At 64.6% G+C, this 23,586-nt stretch carries 21 protein-coding genes; 14 read left to right on the top strand and 7 right to left on the bottom strand.

Annotation, left to right across the window (positions count from 1 at the left end; translation table 11 throughout):
- Window positions 1–165: 165 nt before the first annotated feature.
- Complete coding sequence (locus V8201_RS18770; protein WP_336546269.1) at window positions 166–1,800, bottom strand: MFS transporter; 1,635 nt, start codon at window positions 1,798–1,800, stop codon at window positions 166–168.
- Window positions 1,801–1,879: 79 nt separating this feature from the next.
- Complete coding sequence (locus V8201_RS18765; protein ID WP_336546268.1) at window positions 1,880–3,580, bottom strand: chloride channel protein; 1,701 nt, start codon at window positions 3,578–3,580, stop codon at window positions 1,880–1,882.
- A gap of 121 nt (window positions 3,581–3,701) precedes the next feature.
- On the opposite strand from V8201_RS18765, the gene V8201_RS18760 reads away from it, so the two are divergent.
- Entirely contained in the window at window positions 3,702–4,103 is a 402-nt protein-coding gene (locus V8201_RS18760; RefSeq protein WP_152542196.1) for a MarR family winged helix-turn-helix transcriptional regulator, read from the top strand.
- 116 nt (window positions 4,104–4,219) lie between these two features.
- Here V8201_RS18760 and V8201_RS18755 read toward each other — a convergent pair whose 3' ends face one another.
- A complete protein-coding gene (locus V8201_RS18755) occupies window positions 4,220–5,101 on the bottom strand; it encodes an AraC family transcriptional regulator (protein WP_271300929.1) in 882 nt (293 codons plus the stop codon).
- A gap of 459 nt (window positions 5,102–5,560) precedes the next feature.
- Window positions 5,561–6,001, bottom strand: a complete 441-nt coding sequence (locus V8201_RS18750) for a MerR family transcriptional regulator (protein ID WP_271300930.1) — start codon at window positions 5,999–6,001, stop codon at window positions 5,561–5,563.
- A 71-nt stretch (window positions 6,002–6,072) separates the two neighbouring features.
- Here V8201_RS18750 and V8201_RS18745 point away from each other — a divergent pair, with 71 nt between their 5' ends.
- From V8201_RS18745 to V8201_RS18715, 7 genes are all read left to right on the top strand, one after another.
- Window positions 6,073–6,735: a cation efflux transmembrane domain-containing protein gene (locus V8201_RS18745; RefSeq protein ID WP_271300931.1), complete on the top strand. Its 663-nt coding sequence runs from the start codon at window positions 6,073–6,075 to the stop codon at window positions 6,733–6,735.
- A 19-nt stretch (window positions 6,736–6,754) separates the two neighbouring features.
- Window positions 6,755–7,087: a hypothetical protein gene (locus V8201_RS18740; protein WP_336546266.1), complete on the top strand. Its 333-nt coding sequence runs from the start codon at window positions 6,755–6,757 to the stop codon at window positions 7,085–7,087.
- Between the two features lie 65 nt (window positions 7,088–7,152).
- Window positions 7,153–8,418 (top strand): TolC family protein, encoded by a 1,266-nt coding sequence (locus V8201_RS18735; RefSeq protein WP_271300933.1) that lies wholly within the window; start codon window positions 7,153–7,155, stop codon window positions 8,416–8,418.
- Window positions 8,415–9,581, top strand: a complete 1,167-nt coding sequence (locus tag V8201_RS18730; protein ID WP_271300934.1) for an efflux RND transporter periplasmic adaptor subunit — start codon at window positions 8,415–8,417, stop codon at window positions 9,579–9,581. Before V8201_RS18735 ends, V8201_RS18730 begins: the two co-directional genes overlap by 4 nt.
- Before the next feature lie 3 nt (window positions 9,582–9,584).
- Window positions 9,585–12,812, top strand: coding sequence for an efflux RND transporter permease subunit (locus tag V8201_RS18725; RefSeq protein ID WP_271300935.1), 3,228 nt, complete (start codon window positions 9,585–9,587; stop codon window positions 12,810–12,812).
- 11 nt (window positions 12,813–12,823) lie between these two features.
- A complete protein-coding gene (locus V8201_RS18720; protein ID WP_271300936.1) occupies window positions 12,824–13,738 on the top strand; it encodes a cation diffusion facilitator family transporter in 915 nt (304 codons plus the stop codon).
- Between the two features lie 10 nt (window positions 13,739–13,748).
- The gene (locus tag V8201_RS18715) at window positions 13,749–13,991 is read left to right on the top strand and encodes a hypothetical protein (RefSeq protein WP_271300937.1); all 243 of its coding nucleotides are present in this window, start codon (window positions 13,749–13,751) and stop codon (window positions 13,989–13,991) included.
- A 35-nt stretch (window positions 13,992–14,026) separates the two neighbouring features.
- Here the strand turns inward: V8201_RS18715 and V8201_RS18710 are convergent, their stop codons facing one another.
- From V8201_RS18710 to V8201_RS18700, 3 genes are read right to left on the bottom strand one after another with little or no spacing between them, the layout of a single operon-like run.
- Window positions 14,027–14,209 (bottom strand): hypothetical protein, encoded by a 183-nt coding sequence (locus V8201_RS18710; RefSeq protein ID WP_183930285.1) that lies wholly within the window; start codon window positions 14,207–14,209, stop codon window positions 14,027–14,029.
- A gap of 40 nt (window positions 14,210–14,249) precedes the next feature.
- On the bottom strand, window positions 14,250–14,594 hold the full coding sequence (locus V8201_RS18705; RefSeq protein ID WP_336546261.1) for a hypothetical protein: 345 nt from the start codon (window positions 14,592–14,594) through the stop codon (window positions 14,250–14,252).
- Between the two features lie 54 nt (window positions 14,595–14,648).
- Window positions 14,649–15,245 (bottom strand): recombinase family protein, encoded by a 597-nt coding sequence (locus tag V8201_RS18700; protein WP_271300939.1) that lies wholly within the window; start codon window positions 15,243–15,245, stop codon window positions 14,649–14,651.
- A gap of 233 nt (window positions 15,246–15,478) precedes the next feature.
- Here V8201_RS18700 and V8201_RS18695 point away from each other — a divergent pair, with 233 nt between their 5' ends.
- The 6 genes from V8201_RS18695 (at window position 15,479) to V8201_RS18670 (ending at window position 23,469) form a co-directional block, all read left to right on the top strand.
- A complete protein-coding gene (locus V8201_RS18695) occupies window positions 15,479–15,772 on the top strand; it encodes an AbrB/MazE/SpoVT family DNA-binding domain-containing protein (RefSeq protein WP_271300940.1) in 294 nt (97 codons plus the stop codon).
- Window positions 15,769–16,155, top strand: coding sequence for a type II toxin-antitoxin system VapC family toxin (locus V8201_RS18690; RefSeq protein ID WP_125994373.1), 387 nt, complete (start codon window positions 15,769–15,771; stop codon window positions 16,153–16,155). Before V8201_RS18695 ends, V8201_RS18690 begins: the two co-directional genes overlap by 4 nt.
- A 676-nt stretch (window positions 16,156–16,831) precedes the next feature.
- Window positions 16,832–18,346, top strand: coding sequence for a DUF7125 family protein (locus V8201_RS18685; RefSeq protein ID WP_271300941.1), 1,515 nt, complete (start codon window positions 16,832–16,834; stop codon window positions 18,344–18,346).
- A complete protein-coding gene (locus V8201_RS18680) occupies window positions 18,346–20,319 on the top strand; it encodes a hybrid sensor histidine kinase/response regulator (RefSeq protein ID WP_271300942.1) in 1,974 nt (657 codons plus the stop codon). The genes V8201_RS18685 and V8201_RS18680 overlap by 1 nt, the downstream gene beginning before the upstream one ends.
- Window positions 20,320–20,734: 415 nt before the next feature.
- A complete protein-coding gene (locus tag V8201_RS18675; RefSeq protein ID WP_336546259.1) occupies window positions 20,735–23,053 on the top strand; it encodes a PAS domain-containing sensor histidine kinase in 2,319 nt (772 codons plus the stop codon).
- Window positions 23,054–23,070: 17 nt separating this feature from the next.
- On the top strand, window positions 23,071–23,469 hold the full coding sequence (locus tag V8201_RS18670) for a response regulator (RefSeq protein ID WP_271300944.1): 399 nt from the start codon (window positions 23,071–23,073) through the stop codon (window positions 23,467–23,469).
- Window positions 23,470–23,586: the final 117 nt, after the last annotated feature.

The raw sequence follows: 23,586 nt of genomic DNA, 5'->3' as shown, positions 1-23,586 counted from the left end.
GCAAAACCACTAATCCCTGATGGGGTTTTTAGCCCCCCCATATCACCAGCATCGTAGTCATGTTTTCGGACGGTCTGGATCGAGTTTCGGGAACGATCAAAGCCAACTGACAGCGCTGGTCAGCTTATCACCCAAAGCGATTTGACTGGATGCGCCAGGCAGTTTCTACCGCTCGACGAAAATGGAAGGGCCATTGGTCGCGTCGAGCTCACGAAGGTCGCGCCCGCGCGTTTCACGCCCGAACACGGCCACAAGCACGAGTGAAAGCGCGGTCGGCACCATGACCAGCAGCGACGAGCGTCCCATCGACAAAGTTATGCCGCCGATCGTCAGACCCTGCGCCAGCAGTCCGCCCCCCTTCGTGCAAGCGGCAACCCAGCCCGTCGCACGGGCACGCACCCGGAGCGGAAAGCTTTCCGCGACATACGGCAGGACGATCGCAATGATACCATTCGTCCCGACGATCAGCAGCGCTACCGGCAGGACCGGACTGCCGATCCCAGCGAGTTCCAAGCGCAGGACCAGTAGCAGTCCGGCCAGCGTGATGGCCGTCATCGCCAGAAGCGCCCCCTTCGTACTCCACCGACTGTACAGCAGCGCGGCGACAAAGACCGTCGGGAATGCGATCAGCGCGCTCTCGGCGAGCAATCGGCTGGACACGCCGACCGAATAGCCCTTTGCGACCAAGTCGGCCGGCAGCCAGAGCAGCACGCCGAAGTTGATAAGGCCCCATGACAGGGCGCACAGGCTGAGCGCTGCCAATTGACCGTACAGCCCGATCCCGGTCAGCGCATGCGACACGCCCTTTTGCGCATGTTGTGCCGGACCCGCCCGCTGCGCCTTCGCGCCGAAACGCCGCATCACCGCTTCCGCCTCGCTCGTCCGGCCACGCGCCAGCAGGAACTTGGCGGATTCGGGGATGAAAGCGCCAAGAACCACCAAGGTCAGCCCGGTCGGCAGGTTCGCCAGCCACAGGATCCGCCAGCCGAAGATCGGTTGCACCACCGCCGACATGCCGCTAGCCGCGAAATAGCCGCCGACCGCCCCCAGTCCGCCGACGAGGACGAGGCTCCAACCCCGATGCCGGCTCGGCATCATCTCGGCGAGCAGGGCATAGGTCACCGGCAGCATCCCACCGGCCGCAGCGCCCATCATGAAGCACATCGCGATATTCCAGGCCAGACTCGGCATCGCGCCGCAAATCGACGTGCCGACGAACATCACCGCCGATAACAGGATCGACGCCTTGCGGCCGTAAAGGTCGGCGATCCAGCCCCAGAGCACCGATCCGACAACCGTGCCGGCCAGCGCGAAGAACGGGACCAGCGAGACGGTCTTTTTCGGCACGCCATATTCGCTGACCATGCCCGGGACAGTGAAGCCGAGCGAGGCGGGCTTCATCACGTCGATAATAAGTGCGATGACCAGCACCGCCATCAGCCCCCAATGCGCCAGTCCCAACGCCGCATCCTCCGGCGGTGCGACGATGATGTCTGCCGCCGCGGTACGCTGGGCCGCTACGTTGCGAGGTAGCAGGCCATAGGCGGCCGTCAGCGTCCCCAGCACGATCAGCGCCATGCCGAACAGCATCATGCTGTCCATCGGCATGCCGGCGAGGCGATAGTGCATCGACCGCGCCATCGCGAACATGGGCAGGTGCGCGCACACGCCAAAGGTCACGGCGATGCAGCCCAGCACGAAGGCCCACACCGCCTGCCGGTCTGACAGCGTACTTCTCATCGCCTGCATAGTGCCCCATAACCCCCTCAAATTGACCGCCATCAGATGACGTGTCGTCATCGGCCTGCCGCGTCATGCGGCGTCTTTTCATACCTTGGCAAAACCGGACAGAGGCGTGCTGATGGTTCGGATAGCGCGTTCACTGCGCTTTTCGACCGGTAAACCGCATCCGGTCGCGCTCGTCGCTGTGCCGGCCAGTTCGCGCAAGCAGCAGATCACGGCGGGCAATCAGACCAACGAGCATGCCGCCGTCATCCACCACCGGCACCCGGCCGATGTCCTCGGCCAGCATCAGTTCGGCGACGCGATCGACCGGCAGGGTCGGCGGAACGGTGGAGAGGGAGCCATCCGATATCATATCCCCAAGGGGCGCCCCCGCGTCGGGCGGCGAGTCCATCCAACGTAACGCATCGGCGCGCGATACGAGACCGACCGGCCGTCCATCGCCATCTACGACCGGATAGGAGCGATGCGGGGCATCTCCGAAAAACACGGCAGCGTCCGCCACCGACATGGTGGCGAGCAGCGTATCGGGATCACGTGTCATGATCTCTCCAACCCGGACGAGGCTCAGCGGATCGACGGTATATTCTTGGCTAAGGTGACGGCCACGTCGGGCGATCTTCTCAGTCAGGATCGACCGGCGGAGCACCAGCACCGCGATCGCATAGCCCGCCACGCTCGCCGCTGCCGCTACCGGCAGCGCGTCGAGGCGCCCCGTCAGCTCGACCGCGAAGACGGCTGCGGTCAGCGGCGCGCGCATCGAGGCGCTCATCATCGCCGCCATGCCCGCCATCGCGTACAGACCGACACCGCCCGGCAGCCAGTGCCCTGCCAGCGCGCCGACCGCCGCGCCTAGCATCAATAAAGGCGCGAGGATGCCGCCGGACGTGCCCGAACCCAGCGCGACCACCCAGACTATCGCCTTGACGACCAGCAGCAGCACGATCGCGCGCGCCACCATCGATCCGTCGAGCAGCGCTTGGATGTTGTCATATCCTGCGCCGAGGACGCGCGGATCGATCAGCCCGCCGATCCCGACGACGAGTGCACCCAGTGCCGGCCACCACATCCAATGGACCGGCAGGCGATGGAAACCGTCCTCGATCCGGTACAGCGCCGATGACAGCGACGAGGCTAGAACGCCGACCACGACGCCCAGAGCTGCCGCACCGACCAGCGTCGTCGCATCGATCATCATCGGCGCGACGAGCGGGAACATCGGCCCGCTGCCGATCATCAACGGGCGCCACGCGATCGCGGCCAGCGCGGCGACCGTCACCGGCACGAAACTACGCGGCTTCCATTCGAAGAGCAGCACTTCGATCGCGAGCAGCATGGCCGCGACCGGTGTGCCGAAAATGGCGGTCATCCCCGCCGCGGCGCCCGCCACCAGCAGGGTCTTGCGCTCAGCGGCGCTCAGATGAAAGCATTGCGCCAGCAGCGAGCCGATAGCGCCACCGGTCATGATGATCGGCCCCTCTGCGCCGAACGGACCGCCCGATCCGATCGAGACGGCCGCCGACACCGGCTTGAGCACCGCAACCTTGGGCGACAGCCGGCTCTGCCCGAACAGGATCGCCTCGATGGCCTCGGGAATGCCGTGGCCGCGGATCTTCTCCGATCCGAACCGCGCCATCAGTCCGATCACCATGCTGCCTGCCACCGGGACGAGCAGCGTGCGCACGCCGTGCGCGGCAGGCACGATCGACACCGGCGCGAACGAGGCGTGGTCGTACCAGGCAAGGTTGGTCGCCAGCGCGATCAGCTTCAACAGCAGCCAAGCGGCGGCAGCGCCACCGCTGCCGACGACGAGTGCCAGACCGGCGAGCATCAGCATGCGGCGGTCGGCGGTGTGATCGGCGAGACGGAGCGGGGGAGATGGATGAAAGCTCATTACCGGCAACTATATCGCGCTACGATATTTCTCAATCGGTCGTTTTCGTGCCATGATCGAGGCCATGGACGATCCGATCAGCGACAAGGACTATCGCGCTCTCGCCGGGTTTCGACGGCAATTGCGCACGTTCCTATCCTTCAGCGAAGATGCGGCCGTAGCGGCCGGCATCACCGCGCAGCAGCATCAGGCTCTCTTGGCGCTGCGCGCATCACCCGATCTGGCACTGCCGGTAGGTGAGCTTGCAGATCAACTCCGACTACGTCCGCACAGCGCCTCCGGTCTCATCGATCGATTGGAAAAACTCGACTTGGTACGGAGAACGGCCGGCACGACCGATCGCCGGAGCGTGACCGTGGTTTTGACCCCGGCCGGGGCGAACAAGATCGCCGCGCTTGCGCTTACTCATCGTGGCGAACTTCGTCGCCTGCGTCCGTTGCTGCTGAATATACTCTCAGACTTGTGATCGTATGGCGCGGTCGGAAGAGGAGCAACGGAAACCGTCGGGACATTCTCAGATGGATCGAATTTTTGGAAAGGGCGGCCTCTTCGCTACGGAGCCATGCCGCCCCCTGCACCAACCTACTTCAGCGGCAGGAACAGGTCCGCGGTTGCTTCATGTTCCGGCACCTCCGGGAAGAAGGTGACGCGCTCGCAGTAGAGCGGGAAGTCCCGCGCTTCCTCTCCGCTGGCCGGTAGCCAATCGCGGTAGAGATACAGGGCGGCAAGCTCCAGATTGTCAGTGTTGCCAACGACGCGCAGCACCGCACAGCGTCCGCCTGGAATGGTGCCGGCCTCGATCCGCTCGCCGTTCGCCTCGATGGGGCGGTCGGTGCCGACACACAGGTCCATGCGGTATTCGGCCGGAGGCGTCGTGCGCGGATCGGAGTGGAAGACGTTGAAGGTCGGGCTGACCTTCGGCGACAGCCCAGTCGCTTTGCGCCAAGCGATCAACCGCTGGATGGTCGCGCCGATCGTCGCCGGGTCGCCGCGATGCTCCATGATTGCCACCGGCGTCGGGGCCACGTCACGGATCGTCACGTCGTCAGGGGTATAGGTATTCTGCATGAGCTTGCTCCTCGCGTTGTCGAGAGGCCCGAAGGCTGCAAGCCACGGCTCCCAATCAGGAGTTTTCCTGAACGACGACGGGGATTGCCCGAACCGTTGCCGAAAGGCGCGGGCAAAGGCATCCGGGGCGTCGTAACCTGCATCCATAGCTATGTCGGTGACGCTCTGCGCGACCCGGTATGCCAGCCGGTAGGATGCCCGCTTCATGCGGGCGAGCTGGATATAGCGATGCACGGACAGCCCGAAGGTCGCCGCGAACTGCCGGTGGAAATGGTATTTCGAAAAGGCCGCGACCCCGCTCACCACGTCCAGGTCCAAGTCGCAATCCAAGTGCCGGTCGATGTGATCTAGCACCCGCTGCATCCGGGCATGGTAGTGGGGAAGCGCCGCCTTCATCGTCCTATCCTCCGTGGCGACGCCAGCTAGGCGCTCACGGATATCATGCGCTCGACCGATCTTGCGGTTCTAGCACAGCCCGATGAGCCTTCCCGCAAAGGAAGGGCAAGAGATTGGCGAGCGTCGATCGGCGAGCTTCCTTTCGTCTCAGGTGCGGCGCTTTCCCAAAATCCGTTCCCAAAACCATTTTCCCGAAATTGCCCTACGGACATGGAGTTTCGGGAAAGGCAGGATGGCCACGATAGGTCTTCGCGGAGAGGTCCAACTGACGACCCCTCCCCTGCCAGCCCCTCCCGCAGACTGCTGCCTTGGCCGACCCAATATCGGTGCCTTTTGGGTATACCCTTGAAGTACCTCGAAATGCCGGTCCGTTTTTCTTGAAGACAGACTTAAAAAATAGCAGAACATTTTTGGTGCGTTTTATGGCGATTTATCAATCCATGGAGGACCATAGAGCACCTACCCATCGAGTACCGCTATTGCATTGGCGTCGGCCGAGCCGCTTGGAGCCAATGCTTCAATGATCCGGCAGTCGGCGACGGTGTTGCGGCTACAGGAATCGATCAGCGCATCCAGTTCTCCAGCTAACGCCGTCAGGTCGGCAATCTTGCGGGTGATCGCATCGCGGTGCTGGTTGGCTATGACGTCGACAGCCATGCAGGACTGGTCGCGCCGGTCGGCAAGCCCCATCAACTCCCGCACCTGGTCGATCGAGAAGCCGAGATCGCGCGCGCGCCGGATGAACGATAGGCGGCGGAGATGCGCGGCGTCATAGGTCCGGTAGTTCGAGGCCGACCGCGCTGGCGCCGGCAGCAGGCCGATCTGCTCGTAATAGCGGATCGTCTCGACCTTCGTGCCGGTCGCCCCGGCCAGTTTTCCGATCGTCAGGTGGCCGGACATGGCGCTTGACCCTCTAGTGACTAGAGGGTGCATATAGGCTGCCGGATCGACTCTATCGAGGTGGTGGAAACATGGCCTGCACGAGCTGCGCGTTCGACAAGGCGGGCACTTTCAACGACCCCAAATGGCGGCGCGCGCTGTGGATCGCGCTCGCGATCAACGGCGCCATGTTCGGCGTCGAGATCGTCGCCGGCATCACCGGCGGATCGACGGCGCTCCAAGCCGACGCGCTCGACTTCTTCGGCGACACCGCGAATTACGCGATCAGCCTCGGCGTCGCGGGAATGGCAATAGCGTGGCGCGCCCGTGCGGCCATGTTGAAGGGGGCGACCCTCGCGCTGCTCGGCCTCTATGTTCTCGCCGCTGCGGGCTGGGTGGCCGTTCACGGCGCCGCGCCCCACGCCGAGGTGATGGGGATCGTCGGCATCGCCGCGCTGATCGCGAACCTCGTCGTGGCGGTCATGCTCTACCGTTTCCGTGAGGGCGATGCGAACATGCGATCGGTCTGGATCTGCTCGCGCAACGACGCGATCGGCAACATCGCCGTCGTTCTGGCGGCAGGCGGCGTGTTCGGCCTGAACAGCGCGTGGCCCGATCTTGTCGTCGCGGCGCTGATGGCGGCGCTGGGATTGTCGGGCGGCATCCAGATCATGCGGCAGGCCCGTGCCGAGGTGCGGTCCTTCCCGTCTTCCGCGCCCCTCGATTACCAGGGATCATTACATGGCAGCCGGTAAACTGCTACGGGCAGGAACGATGCACCGTTTGTCGGCCCTCTTCCTCTGTCTGATGCTCGTGCTGTCGCTCGGGTTCGGATCGGTCGCGCATGCGGCCGAGGGTCCGGGCGTCGAGGTTTCCGTGGGCACCGCGATTGGCCATGCCGATGGCGATGGCGATCAAGTGCCGGCCGATAGCCAGAAGGGTTATCCGCATCATCATGGTGGATGCCACGGCCACGATATCGGCGTTCCGATGGCGCCCGATCCCGTGGCGTCCGTCACCGGACTGCGCGTAGCCTTGTCGGCATGGGACAAGGGTCCGATGGCGCGCGCGCCGTCGGACCCGGCGCTGCGACCACCCCAAGCCTGAGCGACGTCTAAGCTCCGCCGGGCACGCCCGCGCGGAATCCAGCGTTCGTCAGGAGTCCGTTACCCATGCAGCGTTTTATCGCGGCCCTTTTGGCCGTGGCGTCGTGCGCGTCGATCGCGCACGCGCAATCATCCGAGCCGGCATCGACCAGTCCCCCGCTCACGCTCGTGCGCGCGCTGGCGCTTGCCGGCGCAGCCGCGCCGACGCTCGAAGCAGCGACAGCAGGCGTGCGCGCGGCCGAGGCCGGTCGCACCGTTGCCGGCTATCGTCCCAACCCGTCCATCGTCGCCGAAACCGAGAATATCGCCGGCAGCGGCCAGTACCGCGGTGTGCGCAGCGCCGAGACGACGGCAGGGCTGGCGTTCCCGATTGAGCTGGGGGGCAAGCGTTCGGCGCGGATCGCCGTCGCCGACGCGATCGGCAATCGCGCCCGGATCGGATCGGCCCTTGCCGAGGCCGATCTGCGTCTCGCCGTCACCCAGCTCTACATCGAGGCGACGGCGGCCGAGCGCCGCCTTGCGACCGCACGCGAGCAAGCCGGCATCGCGCGCGAGGCATTGCGCGCAGCGGGGGTTCGCGTGCAGGCCGGGCGTGCCTCGCCGCTCGAACAGCAGCGAGCCGACGTGCTGCGCATCAACGCCGAGACCGCCGTGGAACGCACGCAGCGGCTCGCCGACGTCGCCCGCGACAATCTGGCGCGCCGGATCGGGCAGCCCGTCACCGGCGTCCTCGACATGGCATGGTATGATCGTGTCGAGGGCTATGGGCCGGCGCGGCCGATCGCACCGGCCGGCACGCTTGCGCTCGCCGCAGCGCGCGCCGATGCAACCACCGCCGACGCCCAGGTCAGGCTTGCCCGATCGCAGCGCATTCCCGACGTGACGCTCAGCGCTAGCGCGCGGCATCTCGAAGCGACGAACGACGTCGCCGCGGTGTTCGGCGTGTCGATCCCGATCCCCCTCTTCAACAACGGTCGCGCGAGCGTGACGCAGGCCCGCGCGCAGAGCGATCAGGCACAGGCGCTCCGGCGTGCGGCCGAGCTGGACACCGCGCAGGACATCGCCCGCGCCCAGGTCGAGGTGGCGAATGCGGCCACGTCCGCCCGCAACGCCAGCGGACCGGCACTCGCATCGGCAACCGAGGCCGCGCGGATCGCGCGGATCGGCTACCGCGAGGGCAAGTTCGGGCAGCTCGACCTTCTCGATGCCGAACGCACCCTGTCCGAAACGCGCACCGCCGCGATCGACGCGCTCGCCACCTATCATGACGCCAAGGCACGCCTGGAACGGCTCGTTGCCGCGGCGCCCTCGCTCGAGGAAAACGACCGATGAAGAAGAACTTCGTGCGGGCGCTCGCGCCCGTGACACTGGCGATCCTCCTGGCCGGGTGCGGTAGGGGCGGTAGCGAGGCGGGCGGCAATGCCGGCGCCGAGAAGACAGAGGCGGCCGAAGGTGCCGAGGGCAAGGAAGCCCCCAAGGATATCGTTACCCTGTCCGCCCAGCAGATCGCGGACGCCGGCATCGAGGTCACGCGGCCGACCGTGGGCGGCGAGGCAGGCGCGATCGAGCTGTCGGCGACGATCGAGGGCGACCCGCAGGGCGTCCAGGTGGTGTCGGCAGCGGTCGGAGGACGGCTCGTCTCGCTGACCCGCAACCTCGGCCAGTCGGTCGGGCGCGGCGATCCGCTCGCGATCATCGAGAGCCGGGAGGCGGCCTCGCTCAAGGCGGAGGTGGAAGCCGCCCGTGCGCGTAGCGCCCTCGCTCAATCGAACCTGCGCCGCGAACAACGCCTGTTCGCGGAGCGCGTATCGCCCGAACAGGATCTCGTCGCCGCGCGCACGGCCGCCACGGAAGCCGGCATCGCGCTGCGTCTCGCGCAGCAGCAATTGTCGGCGACCGGTAGCGGGGGCGGTGCGCTCAACCGCATCGCGGTGCGCTCGCCGATCGGCGGCCAGGTCATCGCGCGCTCCGCCACGCTCGGCCAGACGGTCGCGGCCGACGCCGAACTGTTCCGGATCGCCAATCTCTCCAAGGTCACCGTCACGACGTCGCTGGTGCCGAACGATGCGGGTCGGGTGAAGCCGGGTGCGCGCGTCGAGGTGACGGCGTCCGGCCGTCGCCAAGAGGGACGCGTGACGTTCGTCTCGCCCGTGCTCGACGAAACCACCCGACTGGTGCCGGTGATCGCGACGCTCGACAATGCCGGCAGCACGTGGCGGGTCGGCGAGACGGTCAACGTGTCGATCCTCGTGCCCGCCAGCGGCGATCGCACCGTCGCCGTGCCATCGGCCGCGGTGCAGATGATCGAGGACAAGCCGTTCGTCTTCGTTCGCACCGCGACCGGCTTCCGCGCGACCCCGGTGACACTCGGCCGGACCAACGGCGGTCAGGTCGTGGTGACGTCAGGTCTGACCGGCCCGGAGCGGATCGCGTCCACCAACAGCTTCACGCTCAAGGCCGAACTCGGCAAGGGCGCGGCCGAGGACGAGGACTGAGCCATGATCGGTCGCATCGTCACCCTGTCCGTTGAGAAGCGCTGGCTTGTCCTGCTCCTCACGATCGCCGCGGCGTTGCTCGGGATCGGCGCGCTGCGCCAGCTCCCGATCGACGCCGTTCCCGACATCACCAACAACCAGGTGCAGATCAACGTCGTCGCCCCTGCCCTTTCCCCCGACCAGATCGAGAAGCAGGTCGCCTTCACCGTCGAGACGGCGCTCGCCGGCATCCCTGGCCTCGAATATACCCGTTCGCTCAGCCGTAACGGCTTCGCGCAGATCACCGCCGTCTTCACCGAGAAGACCGACATCTACTTTGCGCGGGCGCAGGTCGCGGAGCGGCTGCGCACCGCCGAGGAAGACCTGCCGCAAGGCGTGAACCCGGAGATGGGACCGATCGCGACCGGGCTCGGCGATATCTTCATGTGGACGGTCGAATATCGTGAACTCGATCAGGTCCATCATCGCAACGGCGAACCCGGGCTGCAACGCGACGGCAGCTACATCACGCCCGAAGGGGATCACCTCGTCAGCGCGGCGGACAAGGCGACCTACCTGCGCACCGTGCAGGACTGGATCGTCACGCCACAGCTCAAGAGCGCGGCGGGGCTTGCCGGCGTCGACTCCCTCGGAGGCTACACCAAGGAATATCTCGTCGTTCCCGACGTGCAGCGGATGGCCGCGATGCGCCTCACGCTGCAGGATTTGACGACGGCACTCGACCGCAACAACACCAGTGCCGGCGCTGGCGTCGTCAACCGCAACGGCGAAGGGCTTGCCGTCCGCTCGGACGGCCGCGTGCGCAATGCCGACGAGCTGGCCCGAACCGTCGTCGCCACCCGCGAGGGCGTGCCGATCCTGCTCAACCAAATCGCGACCGTTCGCACCGGTCAGGCGCTGCGTATGGGTTCGGCATCCGAGAACGGGCATGAGGTCGTGGTCGGGACCGCGGTCATGCGGATCGGCGAGAACAGCCGCACCGTATCAACGGGCGTGGCCGAGCGGCTGACGCAGATCGGCCGTTCGCTGCCGGTCGACGTGGTGGTGAAGCCGGTCATGAACCGGACCGAGCTGGTCAACTCGACCATCGCCACGGTCGCGCGGAACCTTGCCGAAGGCGCGGTGCTGGTCATCGTCGTCCTGTTCGCGCTGCTCGGCAATTTCCGGGCGGCGCTGATCGCCGCGCTCGTCATCCCCATCACGATGCTGCTCACCAGCATCGGCATGTTGGAAGCCGGCGTGTCGGCGAACCTGATGAGTCTCGGCGCGCTCGATTTCGGCCTGATCGTCGACGGTGCCGTCATCATCGTCGAGAATGCGCTACGCCGCCTTGCCGAGGCCCAACACGGTCGCGAGGGCGAGCTGACGATGCAACAGCGGCTCGGCCTAGTCGCCGCGTCCGCCCGCGAGATGATCCGCCCGTCGGTCTACGGGCAGGCGATCATCATCCTCGTCTATGCGCCGCTCCTCACCTTCACCGGCGTCGAGGGCAAGATGTTCGAGCCGATGGCGCTGACCGTCATCATCGCGCTCGTCTTCGCCTTCATCCTGTCGCTGACCTTCGTGCCCGCGGCCATCGCCATCTGGCTCAGCAAGCGGGTGGAAGAGAAGGAAAGCCGCGTCGTGGCGTTTCTGCGGCAACGCTACGAACCGGGCCTCGACGCGGCCATGCGCCGTCCGAGCCTGACGATCGGCGTCGCGATCGGCGCGCTGGCGCTCGCCGGCGTCGCCTTCACCACCCTGGGCCAAGAGTTCCTGCCCCAGCTCGATGAAGGCAACGTCCTCGTGCAGGCCGTCCGCATCCCCGGCACGTCGGTCGACCAAAGCCAGGCGATGCAGTTCAAGGTCGAAAAGGCGCTCGCCAAGGCGCCGGAGGTTCGGTTCGCTTTCTCGCGCACCGGCACGTCGGAGATCGCCTCCGATCCGATGCCGGCGAACGCGACCGACACCTTCGTCATCCTGAAACCCAAGAAGGAATGGCCGGACCCCGGCCTGTCGAAGGAGGCGCTGGTCGAGCGACTGGAAAAGCGTCTCTCCACCCTGCCGGGCAATGCTTACGAGATCACCCAGCCCATCCAGATGCGGTTCAACGAGCTGATCGCGGGCGTGCGCGGCGACATCGCGATCAAGGTGTTCGGCGACGACTTCGGCGAGATGAACGCGACCGCCGATCGGATCGCGAGCATCCTGCGCAAAACGCGCGGCGCGGCAGACGTGCGCGTCGAGCAGACCGAGGGGCTGCCGATGCTCGATATCCGTCCGAACCGCACCGCCATGTCGCGGGTCGGGGTGACGGCCGGTGACGTGCAGGACACCGTTGCCGCGGCGATCGGGGGCCGGCAGGCGGGCGTCATCTTCGAGGGGGATCGACGCTTTCCAGTCGTGATCCGGATGGCGGAAAGCGCGCGGTCCAATTTGACCGCTGTCGCGCAGGTGCCTGTTCCGACCGCCAGCGGCGGTTTCGTACCGCTATCGACGGTCGCTGATATCGCTGTGGTCGATGGTCCCAACCAGATCAGCCGCGAGAACGGCAAACGGCGTGTCGTCGTGCAGGCAAACGTCCGCGACCGTGACGTGGCGGGCGTCGTCGCCGACGCGCGCGCTGCGATCGACGCCCAGGTGAAACTGCCTGCCGGCACCTATCTCGAATGGGGCGGACAGTTCGAGAATTTGGCGTCCGCGCGCGATCGGCTCGCGATCGTCGTGCCGATCTGCTTCGCCGTCATCATGCTGTTGCTCTACGGAGCGCTCGGTTCGGTGCGCGATGCACTGATCGTATTCACCGGAGTACCGCTGGCGCTGGTGGGCGGCGTGCTGGCGCTGGTGCTGCGTGGGATGCCGTTCTCCATTTCCGCGGCCGTCGGCTTCATCGCGCTTTCGGGTATCGCCGTCCTCAATGGGCTGGTCATGGTGTCCTCCATCCACGACCTGATGCGCGCCGGCGTGGATCGGGCTGTAGCGGTCCACCAAGGGGCACTTGCCAGGCTCAGGCCGGTGGCGATGACCGCGCTCGTCGCATCGCTCGGCTTCGTGCCGATGGCGCTGGGACACGGTGCCGGCGCCGAGGTGCAGAAACCCCTCGCCACCGTCGTCATTGGTGGCCTGATTTCGGCGACGCTGCTGACCTTGTTCGTGCTGCCGACGCTCTACGCGCGCTTCGGCGCGCGCACGCTGCCGGCACCGTCGAGTGACCATCTCGAACTGCCCCCCCTCCCCGCTCCGGCACATTGAAAGACCAGACGATGCACGACCATGCAGCGGGCGGACACGCCCACGATCATACCGCCGGGGCCAACGCCAGGATGCTGGGGTGGGCGCTGGCCCTGACCACCGCCTATCTCGTCGCCGAAGTCGTCGGCGCGTTCGTCTTCAACAGCCTCGCCCTGCTGTCCGACGCGGCGCACATGCTGACCGATGTTGCCGCGCTGGTGATCGCGCTGCTGGCGATCCGGTTCGGCCAGAAGCCGGCCGACGACAAGCGGACGTTCGGTTACAAGAGGTTCGAGATCCTCGCGGCGGCCTTCAACGCACTGCTGCTGTTCGCGGTCGCGATCTACGTGTTGGTGGAGGCCGTCCAGCGCTTCCGTCAGCCCGAAGCCGTCCAGTCGACCGGCATGATGATCGTCGCCGCGATCGGGCTCGTGGTGAACCTCGTATCCATGAAGCTGCTGACGTCGGGCAAGGACGCCAGCATGAACGTCAAGGGCGCCTACCTCGAGGTATGGGCGGACATGATCGGCTCGATCGGCGTGATCGCGGGCGCGCTTGCGATCCGCTTCACGGGGTGGACATGGGTCGATCCGATCGTCGCGGTGGGCATCGGGCTATGGGTGTTGCCACGGACCTGGGTGCTGCTCCGCGATACCACCAACGTGCTGCTGGAAGGCGTCCCCGGTGGGATCAAGCTGCCCGAGCTGCGGGCAGGGATTGCCGGGCTTCCCGGCGTCGCCGGGGTTCATGACCTCCATGTCTGGTCGATGTCGTCGGACGACATCACCTGCACCGCGCACGTCACCCTCGCCGAAGGCGCCGATGCCGATGCGGTCAGGAAGGCGGTCGCAGATACGCTCGATCGCCGGTTCGGCATCGAGCATTGCACGATCCAGACCGAGGCGCTGGCCGAAGCGTGCGAGGACAATCACCACCTGCACCCTTGAGGGCGATGATATGACCGGGCGAAAGGGCGCGCGCTGGACGCTAGAGGCGGACGCCGAGCTGCGCCGGCGCGTGGCCTCCCGCCAGCCCGTGTCGGTGATCGCGAGAGAGATGGGCCGGACCCAGGATGCTATCCGCGGCCGGGCGGCGATGCTGCGCATCGCCCTGCCGTCCACGATGCGCCCGTGGCGCGAGACGGTGAAGCGGGGGCCACGGATGCCGCGCTCGATCCTGCATCCGACCGGGGAGGAATGAAGACGGGGGCGGTCGCCCGCCCCCGTCCCGTCGGCTTACTTCATGTTCGGCATGGCATGGCCGGCATGGTCGCCGCCCTTCGCCTTGTCGCCATGATCGCAGCAATCAGCACCGTCCTTGCAGCACGCCATGTCGGCGCAGCAATTCGCGACCGCGGCGAACGCGCCGGTCGAAAGCGTGAGGGCGAAAGCGGCGCTGATGAGCTTGAACTTGGTCATGATATTCTCCGTGTAGATTCGTGTGAGGTCAGGTTCGACGTCACGCGATCTGCGGAGGGGGTGTGGCCGGTGCGCTGGTCAGCCCGAGCAGGCCCGAATGGGCGACTGCCCAAGGCGAGAGAGGCACGAACGGTATCGGTTCGATCTGCGCGATCGTTTCGCCGGGCATTGCCGCGCACGGCATGGCGCAGGCCGAGGGCGGTATCTTCTTGGTCGGCGCATGGCCTGGCGTGTCCGCACAATCCATCGTCGCCGACGCGATCGGCGTCGCGGCCATCGCCATCGTCTCGCACAGCGGGCCGAGCCTCACCAGCATCATCACCGCCAGGACGACGATCGCCGCTGTGCGCGCAAAACGAAAAAACGGGACAACCCGGAGCGACATGCCAGCCTCGTAGATCGACCGTCGATCGCACACAATGGTCGGCGATCGTTGGACCTACCGAGTGCGTGGCTTTGCCCCCACGGCTTTTATCGTCTCGGTCACGACGATAGATTCTGGAAGGAACCGATAGACGGTGCCCCGTGAGATACCGAGTTGCCGCGCGATGTGTGATGGCCTCATACCGTCCATTGCCAGCGCCCGCACGGCTTCCGGGTCAATCCGCGCCTTACCACCCTTATAGACGCCGCGCGCTTTAGCTGCAGCAATACCTTCCATCTGGCGCTCACGACGCAGGTTTGTCTCGAACTCGGCAAACACGCCCAGCATGTCGAGGAAGGCCTTGCCCGCCGCAGTGCCGGTATCGATGGGCTGCTCGGTGGCCTTCAGCGCCACCCCCCTGCCCTTCAATTCATGTACGATATCCTGCAAATCCTTCATCGAACGGGCAAGCCGGTCGATCCGCGTGACGACCAGCGCGTCGCCTTCACGCAGAAAGTCGAGCAAGATTTGCAGTTCGGTTCGCGAGCTGCGCTCACTACCCGACTTCTTCTCTGACCGGATCGTCTGACAGCCCGCGGCCCTCAATGCCGCAATTTGGACATCGAGATCCTGCTCCGAGGTCGATACCCGGGCGTAGCCAAAAAGCGTCATCACCCCCCCCTTTTGTTCAATCAGCTTCTAGACCACAACGACCATCTGTTCAATATGCCTGCAAGTGACCCTGATCGAACACCGAAACTGTCTCAACGCCTTTGTACGATTACGGTATACCCACATTGACGGCAATGTCTTGGCATTCCAATCAAGGCTGCCTCTCGCATCGTTGTGTCATTCCGTCCGATGTGGCATGATGAGGCTTAGCATTTAAAACGGAGGATTCCACGGTGGCTACGCAGACCATAGATATCCGGGTCGCTAGCAATGGCCGCATGGTTCTTCCCGCATCGGTGCGCAAGGCTATGGGCCTACACGGTGACGCGAAGGTCATTCTGACGATTGAGGACGATCAAGTACGCCTGTCTCCGATCGGGCATGGTGTATCGCGTGCGCAGGCGCTCTATCGAGAACACGCCAAGCACGCGCGCACGACAGACGACTTTCTGGATGACCGGAAGGCGGAAACGGCAGCTGATCTCGGTGAGGCAGCTTCAGGCGGCGAGGATCAAGACGTACAATGACATCGGCCGTCCTCGACGCATCCGCGGTTCTGGCGCTGGTTCGAGATGAACCCGGCGCCGACAAGGTCGCTCCCCATATCGGGCGCGCTGCAATTTCGGCGGTCAACCTCCAGGAGGTCATCAAGGAACTGCTGCTCAGTGGCCTTGACGAGGCGACCACCCGTGAACTGCTTGACGAGCTTCGTCTCGACGTTCGTGCCCACGATGGCGACGCAGCCTATGCCGCCGCTGCCTTGCATGCACAGACGCGGCAATATGGCCGCGGCTTAGGCGATCGGTCCTGTCTCGCGCTCGCTGTGCAGCTTGGCGTCCCTGCTCTCACTGCCGATCGTGAGTGGAAGAAGGTGAAGGTCAAGAACTTGAAGCTCGAGCACATCCGATAGCCACAGCCATGGTGCGCCTGAATCTTCAGCGCTGACTTCGTGCTTTCGACGACACTGGGTTCGGTGGGCCATGCGAACGGGCGGAAACGGGCGGTCTATACCTTTGCCCCCCCCGCCCCGCACATTCCGCAGTCCAACGGACCGCTGGTCGTTTTCGGGCATACCCTCCGCGTTACTAATTGGGCCGGTCCGATTTGCGCCGAAAAGGAACGTCTAAAATTCGGCCCGATTAGCCCCTCTGTCCGCCTGGGGTCCTAGCCAAGGAAGACCATACGGCACCCTATCAAACGGCACCGAAGAGTCTCCAATGAGGGTTGAAGAGCTGCATTTCGTCTCCGCCTTATGAGCGGCCGGCGAGGCGGGAGTGACGCATTGCCGTCCGCTGCTGGCGTCCGTCCCACAAACGATGGTGTTTTGGGAACGTAAATCGCTTCTCGAAACGCAGCCATGTGAGAAGCGAAACCCCAGTCAGCGGCAGACATGCCGCTTCGCCGCGCACGATCAAGAACACGCTCGATCGTCCCGCCCTGCACGATGACCGAGAACAGCACAACGATGTACGTCGCCGCGAGCGCGATCAATCGAGCCAGCCCGGCCGGCGAAAGGCTTCCTAATTTCAACTGTCATTAGCGGTCCGGGGTTCGCTGATGTAAACTCCTCGAAACAGGAGTGATATGTGACGAGCGAACCGCCTACACGCCTCGCCTCGACCGGTGTCGAAGGTCTCGACAATGTGCTGGCGGGCGGCCTGACGCGAGAGCGTCTCTACCTGGTCGAGGGCACGCCTGGAACGGGCAAGACGACGCTCGGTCTGGGGTTCCTGCTCAAGGGAGCCGAAGCCGGCGAAGCCGGGCTCTACATTACTCTGGCTGAAACCGAGGCCGAACTGCTGGCGGTAGCGGAAAGCCACAATTGGAGCCTCGATCCGATCACGCTCAGTGAGATGGTCCCGGCCGAGGGGCTGGCCGCCGACAACGAGCAGACGCTGTTTCACCCCAGCGAGCTTGAGCTTGGCGAAACGGTGCGTGGAATTATCGCCAAGGTCGAGGGGGTCCAACCGAGCCGGGTAGTGATCGACAGCCTCTCCGAGCTGCGGCTTCTGGCGCAGAGCCCGGTCAAGTATCGCAGACAGATACTGGCATTGAAGCAGTTCTTCGCGGCACGGAAATGCACCGTGCTGCTGCTGGACGATCGCAGCGCGACCGGAAGCGACCTCCAGCTTCAATCCATCGCCCACGGTGTCGTCATGCTGGAGCAGATGCTGCTTGGCTTCGGCGCGCAGCGTCGCCGCCTGCACGTGCTCAAGATGCGCGGCGTCAAGTTCCGTGGCGGCTACCACGACTTCACGATCGAACGCGGGGGATTGTGCGTTTACCCGCGCCTGGTCGCAGCCGAACACGGCAACGCCTTTGACGGGGCCGCGGTATCCACCGGTTTGCCCCAACTCGATGAGTTGCTGGGTGGCGGCCTGCTGCCGGGAACGGCGACGTTGCTGTCAGGACCGGCCGGCGTCGGCAAGACCACAACCACCGTACAGGCCTTGGTGGCAGCGCTCGAGCGTGGCGAGCGGGCCGCCTACTTCCTCTTCGACGAACGAGTGCCGACGCTGCTCAAGCGCTCTGCCGCGCTTGGCATGGATCTCCAGCCGCACCTCGATGCGGGTACGCTGGAAATCCGCAGCATCGACCCCGCCGAACTATCGCCCGGCGAGTTCACCAACGCCGTCCGAAAGGCCGTCGAAGAGGACCAGGCCACGGTCATCGCGGTCGATAGTCTCAACGCATATCTGCAGTCGATGCCGAGCGAGCAGTATCTCGTTCTGCAGATGCACGAACTGCTGAGCTATCTGGGTGCGAAGGGCGTCATTTCGCTCCTCATCCTCGGTCAACACGGCGTGACGGGTGACATCCGCTCGGACGTTGACCTGAGCTATCTTGCCGATACGGTCATGCAGCTCCGCTATTTCGAAGCACATGGAGAAGTCCGTCAGGCGATTTCGGTCATCAAGACCCGAACGTCGCGGCACGAACGCACGATCCGTGAGTTTCAGATCACGGAGGCTGGCCTGCACGTCGGCGAGGCGCTGACCGATTTTCAGGGTGTGCTGACGGGCGTTCCGACGTTCGCGGGTGAGGCGAAAATGCTGATGGCAAGTCGGGGCGAGGGTGGCATGGACGCGAAGGACGCTTAGTGGACCTGCGCGTCCTGATCCTTGCTCCTCAGGGGCGTGATGCCCTTCTCGCTTCCGAACTGCTCAACAAGCGCGGAATCGTATCCGAGGTCTGCACGTCGCTTGACGATCTGCTGGTCGGGCTGACTGCGGGCGCTGGTGCCGTACTGGTGACAGAGGAAGCGCTGGCGCTCGGCAACCTCACAGCCCTGACGGAGTGGATCGCGGACCAGCCCACCTGGTCCGATCTCCCCTTTATCGTGCTCGCGAACGGATCGGCGCGGCCTCGTTCGAACCTCGCGTCCGAACGTCTCGATGCGCTTGGGAACATGATGTTGCTGGAACGTCCGCTCCACGCGGATGCCATGCTGGGCGCAATTCGTTCTGCGCTCAAGGCAAGGCGCCGACAATATCAGGTCAGGGGCGCGGCCGAAGCGCTGGAACAGGCGGTGGTCGAGCGGACCGACGAGCTGGAGAAGGCGCGGGCAAGCCTGGAGGTCGCACTGCACGCGGCCGACATGGGAAGCTGGGACATCGATATGGCCACGGGCGAGGCGCGCCGCTCGCTTCGGCACGACCAGATTTTCGGCTTCACCGAGATCCAGCCGCACTGGAACGTGGATATCTTCCTTCAACGCGTCGACCCCGCCTATCGCGCGAATGTCGCGGCGGTCTTCGAAGCTGCGCCAGCTCTGGGCGAACTCGATCTCGAATGTCCGATCACCACCGTTACCGGCGAGCGTCGCTGGATCGCGGCCAGAGGCCGAGTATCCTATGAGGACGGCACGCCGGTGCGGATGACCGGCATTGTCTCGGACATCACCGCCCGCAAGGAGGCCGACGCACAACTTGCCCAGGCCGCCAAGATGGACACCATCGGCCAGCTCACCGGAGGCGTGGCCCACGATTTCAACAACCTGCTGACGCCGATCGTCGGCAGTCTCGACCTCCTGCGGCGCCGTCACGGGGATGATGAGAAGTCGCAGCGCTTTATCGTCGGTGCGTTACAGGCGGCAGAACGCGCCTCGACGCTGACACAACGGCTCCTTGCCTTCGCGCGGCGCCAAGCGCTGCAACCCCGAGCGGTCGACGTCGCCGCACTCATCGACGGCATGAGCGACTTGATCCGGCGCTCGCTTGGTCCGACCGTTGCGGTCGTGATCGATGTGCCGGCAACGATCGAAGCGGTAAAGGTAGATCCCAACCAGCTCGAGCTCGCTCTTCTCAACCTTGCGGTCAACGCACGCGATGCCATGCCCGGAGGCGGGCGGCTGACGATCGGTGCGACCATGATGACGGTCGATGGTCGCAACAGCATAGGGCTTACGGAAGGCCGCTATGTTCGTCTGATCGCCAGCGATACCGGCGTCGGCATGGACAAGATCACGCTGGCACGTGCTGTCGAGCCGTTCTTCTCCACCAAAGGGGTCGGCAAGGGCACCGGGCTTGGCCTTTCTATGATCCACGGCCTAGCGGCGCAATCGGGCGGGACGCTTCGGATCGAGAGCGAACCTGGCCAGGGCACCGCGATCGAGCTGTGGCTGCCGGTCAGCGATGAGGCCGTTCTTGAGCAGCAATCCGAGCGAGACGAGCCGGTCCGGGCAACGCAGCACGCGAAAGTGCTGCTGGTCGACGACGAGGAGATCGTCAGGACCGCCACCGCCGACATGCTGCGCGATCTGGGATATGAGGTCGTCGAGATGCCGTCAGCGATCCAGGCGCTGTCGGCGATCCGTTCGGGGATCGACGCCGATTTGCTCGTCACCGATTACCTGATGCCGGGAATGACGGGTGCGGCGCTGATCTATGAATTGCGCAGCAAGGGCATCGGGCTGCCAACCCTGCTCATCACTGGTTATGCCTCAACGGGTGAGGACGTGCCTGCTGACGTGCCACGTCTGTCCAAGCCGTTTCGGCAGGCTGATCTTGCCGGACGAGTTTACGATCTGCTCGCCTTTAGGCGAGGATCACGAACATTGCGCTCTGTAAATTAAGATTGCCAGATCCTAGTCACCAGAAATTGCGGAAATCGGGCTGGACGTACATGATGCTTCGGACCTTCTCCGGCAGGCAGATGTATCGCTATACGAGGCCAAACGAACCGAACGGGGAACAGGCCGTATATTCGGATCGACTGCTTTGCTTAAAAGACATGTCCAGCACTCGACGTTGCGAGCGATCCCATAGATGATGGTGGAAGCGGGACTTTGCTGAAGAGCGGGGCCGGATACTAACCATGTCAGCACTGCTCCGCTAAGGCGCTTGCAGAAGTGGCTATTCCCAATGCTAAATGTTCCAATTTCCAATGGGGACCGCTACGGATGCTGATCCTGCCGGGGGGCGGGTTCGTTAACCGCTTGGGTCGAGGAAGCGACGGCAGGAATGGTGAGCAACGTTGAGGGCATCGCCATGGGCGACGTGCATGACGCACCGCGCATGGCCGACATGCTGTCGGCGTTCGACTGGAGCAAGACTTCGCTCGGGCCGCGCAGCGATTGGCCTGCTTCGTTGAGCACGGCGGTCGACATCATGATGGCATCGGGTCACGCCATGTGTCTGGCTTGGGGACCGGAGCGCACGTTCCTCTACAACGACGCCTATATCCCAATTCTCGGCAAGCGGCATCCGTTTGCCTTCGGCGTGACGTTCGCCGAGGCGTGGCCCGACGTCTGGGACGAGATCAAACCGCTTGTCGACAAGACCTTCGCCGGCGAAACCTCGACATTCCGTGACATGCCGCTGCTGATGACGCGCAACGGCTATCCGGAAGATACATGGTGGAGCTTTTCATATTCGCCGGTGCGCGGTGAGAACGGCGAGGTAGCCGGTCTGCTCAACGTGACGCTGGAGACAACCGATCGCGTCAAGGCTGAACGCGACCGCGATGCCGCGACCGCCGAGCTACAGCGCAGCGAGGCCAAATGGCGCCAGCTGTTCGAGACGCTGGAGGAAGGTTTCGTCCTCGGCCAGGTCATACGCGATGACACAGGCCAGATTATCGACTGGCGCTATGAAGAAGTGAACGACGCCTGGTACGATCTTGTCGGGATCGAACGCGGATGTGCTGTCGGCCAGACGATCCGCGAAGTTTTCCCCGGTGTCGAGGACGAATGGGTGCTGGAGTTCGCCCGTGTTGTCGAGACGAGTCAGGCGATCCGCTTCACCCGGCAGGTTGGCGACCTCCAGCGCTGGTATGACGGTGTATGTCAGCCAGCCGGGGCCGATCACTTCACTGTCCTGTTTCTTGAAGTCACCGATCGCGTCAATGCCGATCGGCGTCGCGAAGCGCTCGCCGAACTTGGGCGAATGCTGACCGCGATTGATGACCCCGAAGATATTGTGCGGGCGGCAACCGCACTGATCGGCCGCACACTTGGTGTGGGGCGGGTCGGCTTTGGCACGGTCGGGGAGGACGGCGAGAGGTTCGTCGTCCCGAGCGACTGGACGGCGCAGGACTATCCGACGCTCGCCGGCACCTACCGCATGGACGATTATGGCGGCTATGCGCAGGACCTGCGCGAAGGTCGAACGGTGGTCATCCCAGACATACGCCTCGATCCACGCACGTCGGGTGATACCGCGCCGCTGGAATCCGTCGCGGTGCGCAGCCTCGTCAACCGGCCCGTCCGGGAGAAGGGGCGGACCGTTGCCATCCTCTACGTCAACGACGGTGCGCCGCGCGATTGGACACCCGAGGAGGTCCAATTCATCGCCGATGCCGGCAATAGGACGTGGATCGCGCTTGAACGGCGCCGGGCCGAGAAGGAGGCTAGGGAAACTGCCGCGTTCCTGAGCAGCGTGCTTGCCGCCTCGACCGACTGCATCAAGGTGGTCGAGCTGGACGGCAGCGTGTCCTTCATGACCGATGGCGGCATGAAGGTCATGGAAATCAGCGACTTCAACACGGTACGCGGTTGCCCGTGGCCGGAGTTCCTGAAGGAGAGCGGTCCTGCCTACGCTCTTGAAGCGATCGAAGCAGCGAAGCGCGGCGAGACGACCCATTTCGAAGCGCCCGCCGACACCTATGCCGGAAATCCCAGGCACTGGTCGGTGTCGGTCTCACCGATCCTCGGCCCGGACGGGGAAACCGCGCGCATCCTGTCGGTGTCCCGCGATCACACCGAACTCCAGAAGGCCCGTGAGCAGCAGCATCTGCTCAACGGCGAGCTGGCGCATCGCATCAAAAACACGATGAGCGTGGTGCAGGCCATCGCTCATCAAACGCTTTCCAAAGCGGAGGATCAGGACGCCGTTGCCGCATTCGGCAAGCGCCTCGGCGCGCTCGCTGCGGCGAACGATGTGCTGACCCGGGACAATTGGTCGAGCGCCCGCTTGGGCGATGTCGCCCGCAAGGCGCTGGAAACGTTCGGCGAGGATCGCTTCACGCTGGCCGGTCCCGACGTGATGATCGGACCGCGCGCGACGCTGGCCCTCACGCTCATGCTACACGAGCTGGCGACGAACGCCGCCAAATACGGTGCACTGACAGCACCGGAGGGCCAAGTTACCGTGACCTGGGCTGTACGCCGGGACGGCGACAAGGACGTGCTTGATCTGAGCTGGGTCGAACGCGGCGGCCCGGCGGCCGTGGAGCCGACGCGAAAAGGTTTCGGCTCGCGCATCATCCGCATGGGACTAACCGGCTCCGGAGGCGTTCAGTTACGCTACGAGGCGGAAGGGCTGTCGGTGCAGGCCACGGCACCGCTTTACCAGATACAGGAAGCGTAAGGCGTAGCCACGAAGTCATGGGACAATCTCAACCCCTCAAGCGATGGCCGGTACTGGTAGTCGAGGACGAACCGATCCTGCGCCTCGATGCGATCAGCATGGTCGAGAAAGCCGGTTTCGAGGCGGTCGAGGCGTTGAGCAGCGCCGACGCCATCCAGCTCCTCGAAGAACGTCTGGACATTCGCCTCGTCTACATGGACCTCGATATGCCGCGCAGCCGCAAGGGCATCGAGATTGCAGCGGCGATACGCAAACGCTGGCCGCCGATCGAGATCATCCTGACCGCCGCCTACTTCACGCGAGAAAGCGTTGAGCTTCCCGAACGTGCCGAGTTCTACTCGAAGCCGATCGACCATGACGAAGTCATAGCCGCCATGCAGCGCCTGATCGAAGCTAACGAGTCCCGCCCAGCTTGATATTGTGATGGTGGGGGTGTCGGTATTCCCTATTGGGATGCAGACCGTCCGAAAACATGACTACGATGCTGGTGATATGGGGGGGCTAAAAACCCCATCAGGGATTAGTGGTTTTGC

Source organism: Sphingomonas kyungheensis, from assembly GCF_037120395.1.
Taxonomy (GTDB): domain Bacteria; phylum Pseudomonadota; class Alphaproteobacteria; order Sphingomonadales; family Sphingomonadaceae; genus Sphingomonas; species Sphingomonas kyungheensis.
This window is presented reverse-complemented; position numbering and strand designations above follow the sequence as displayed.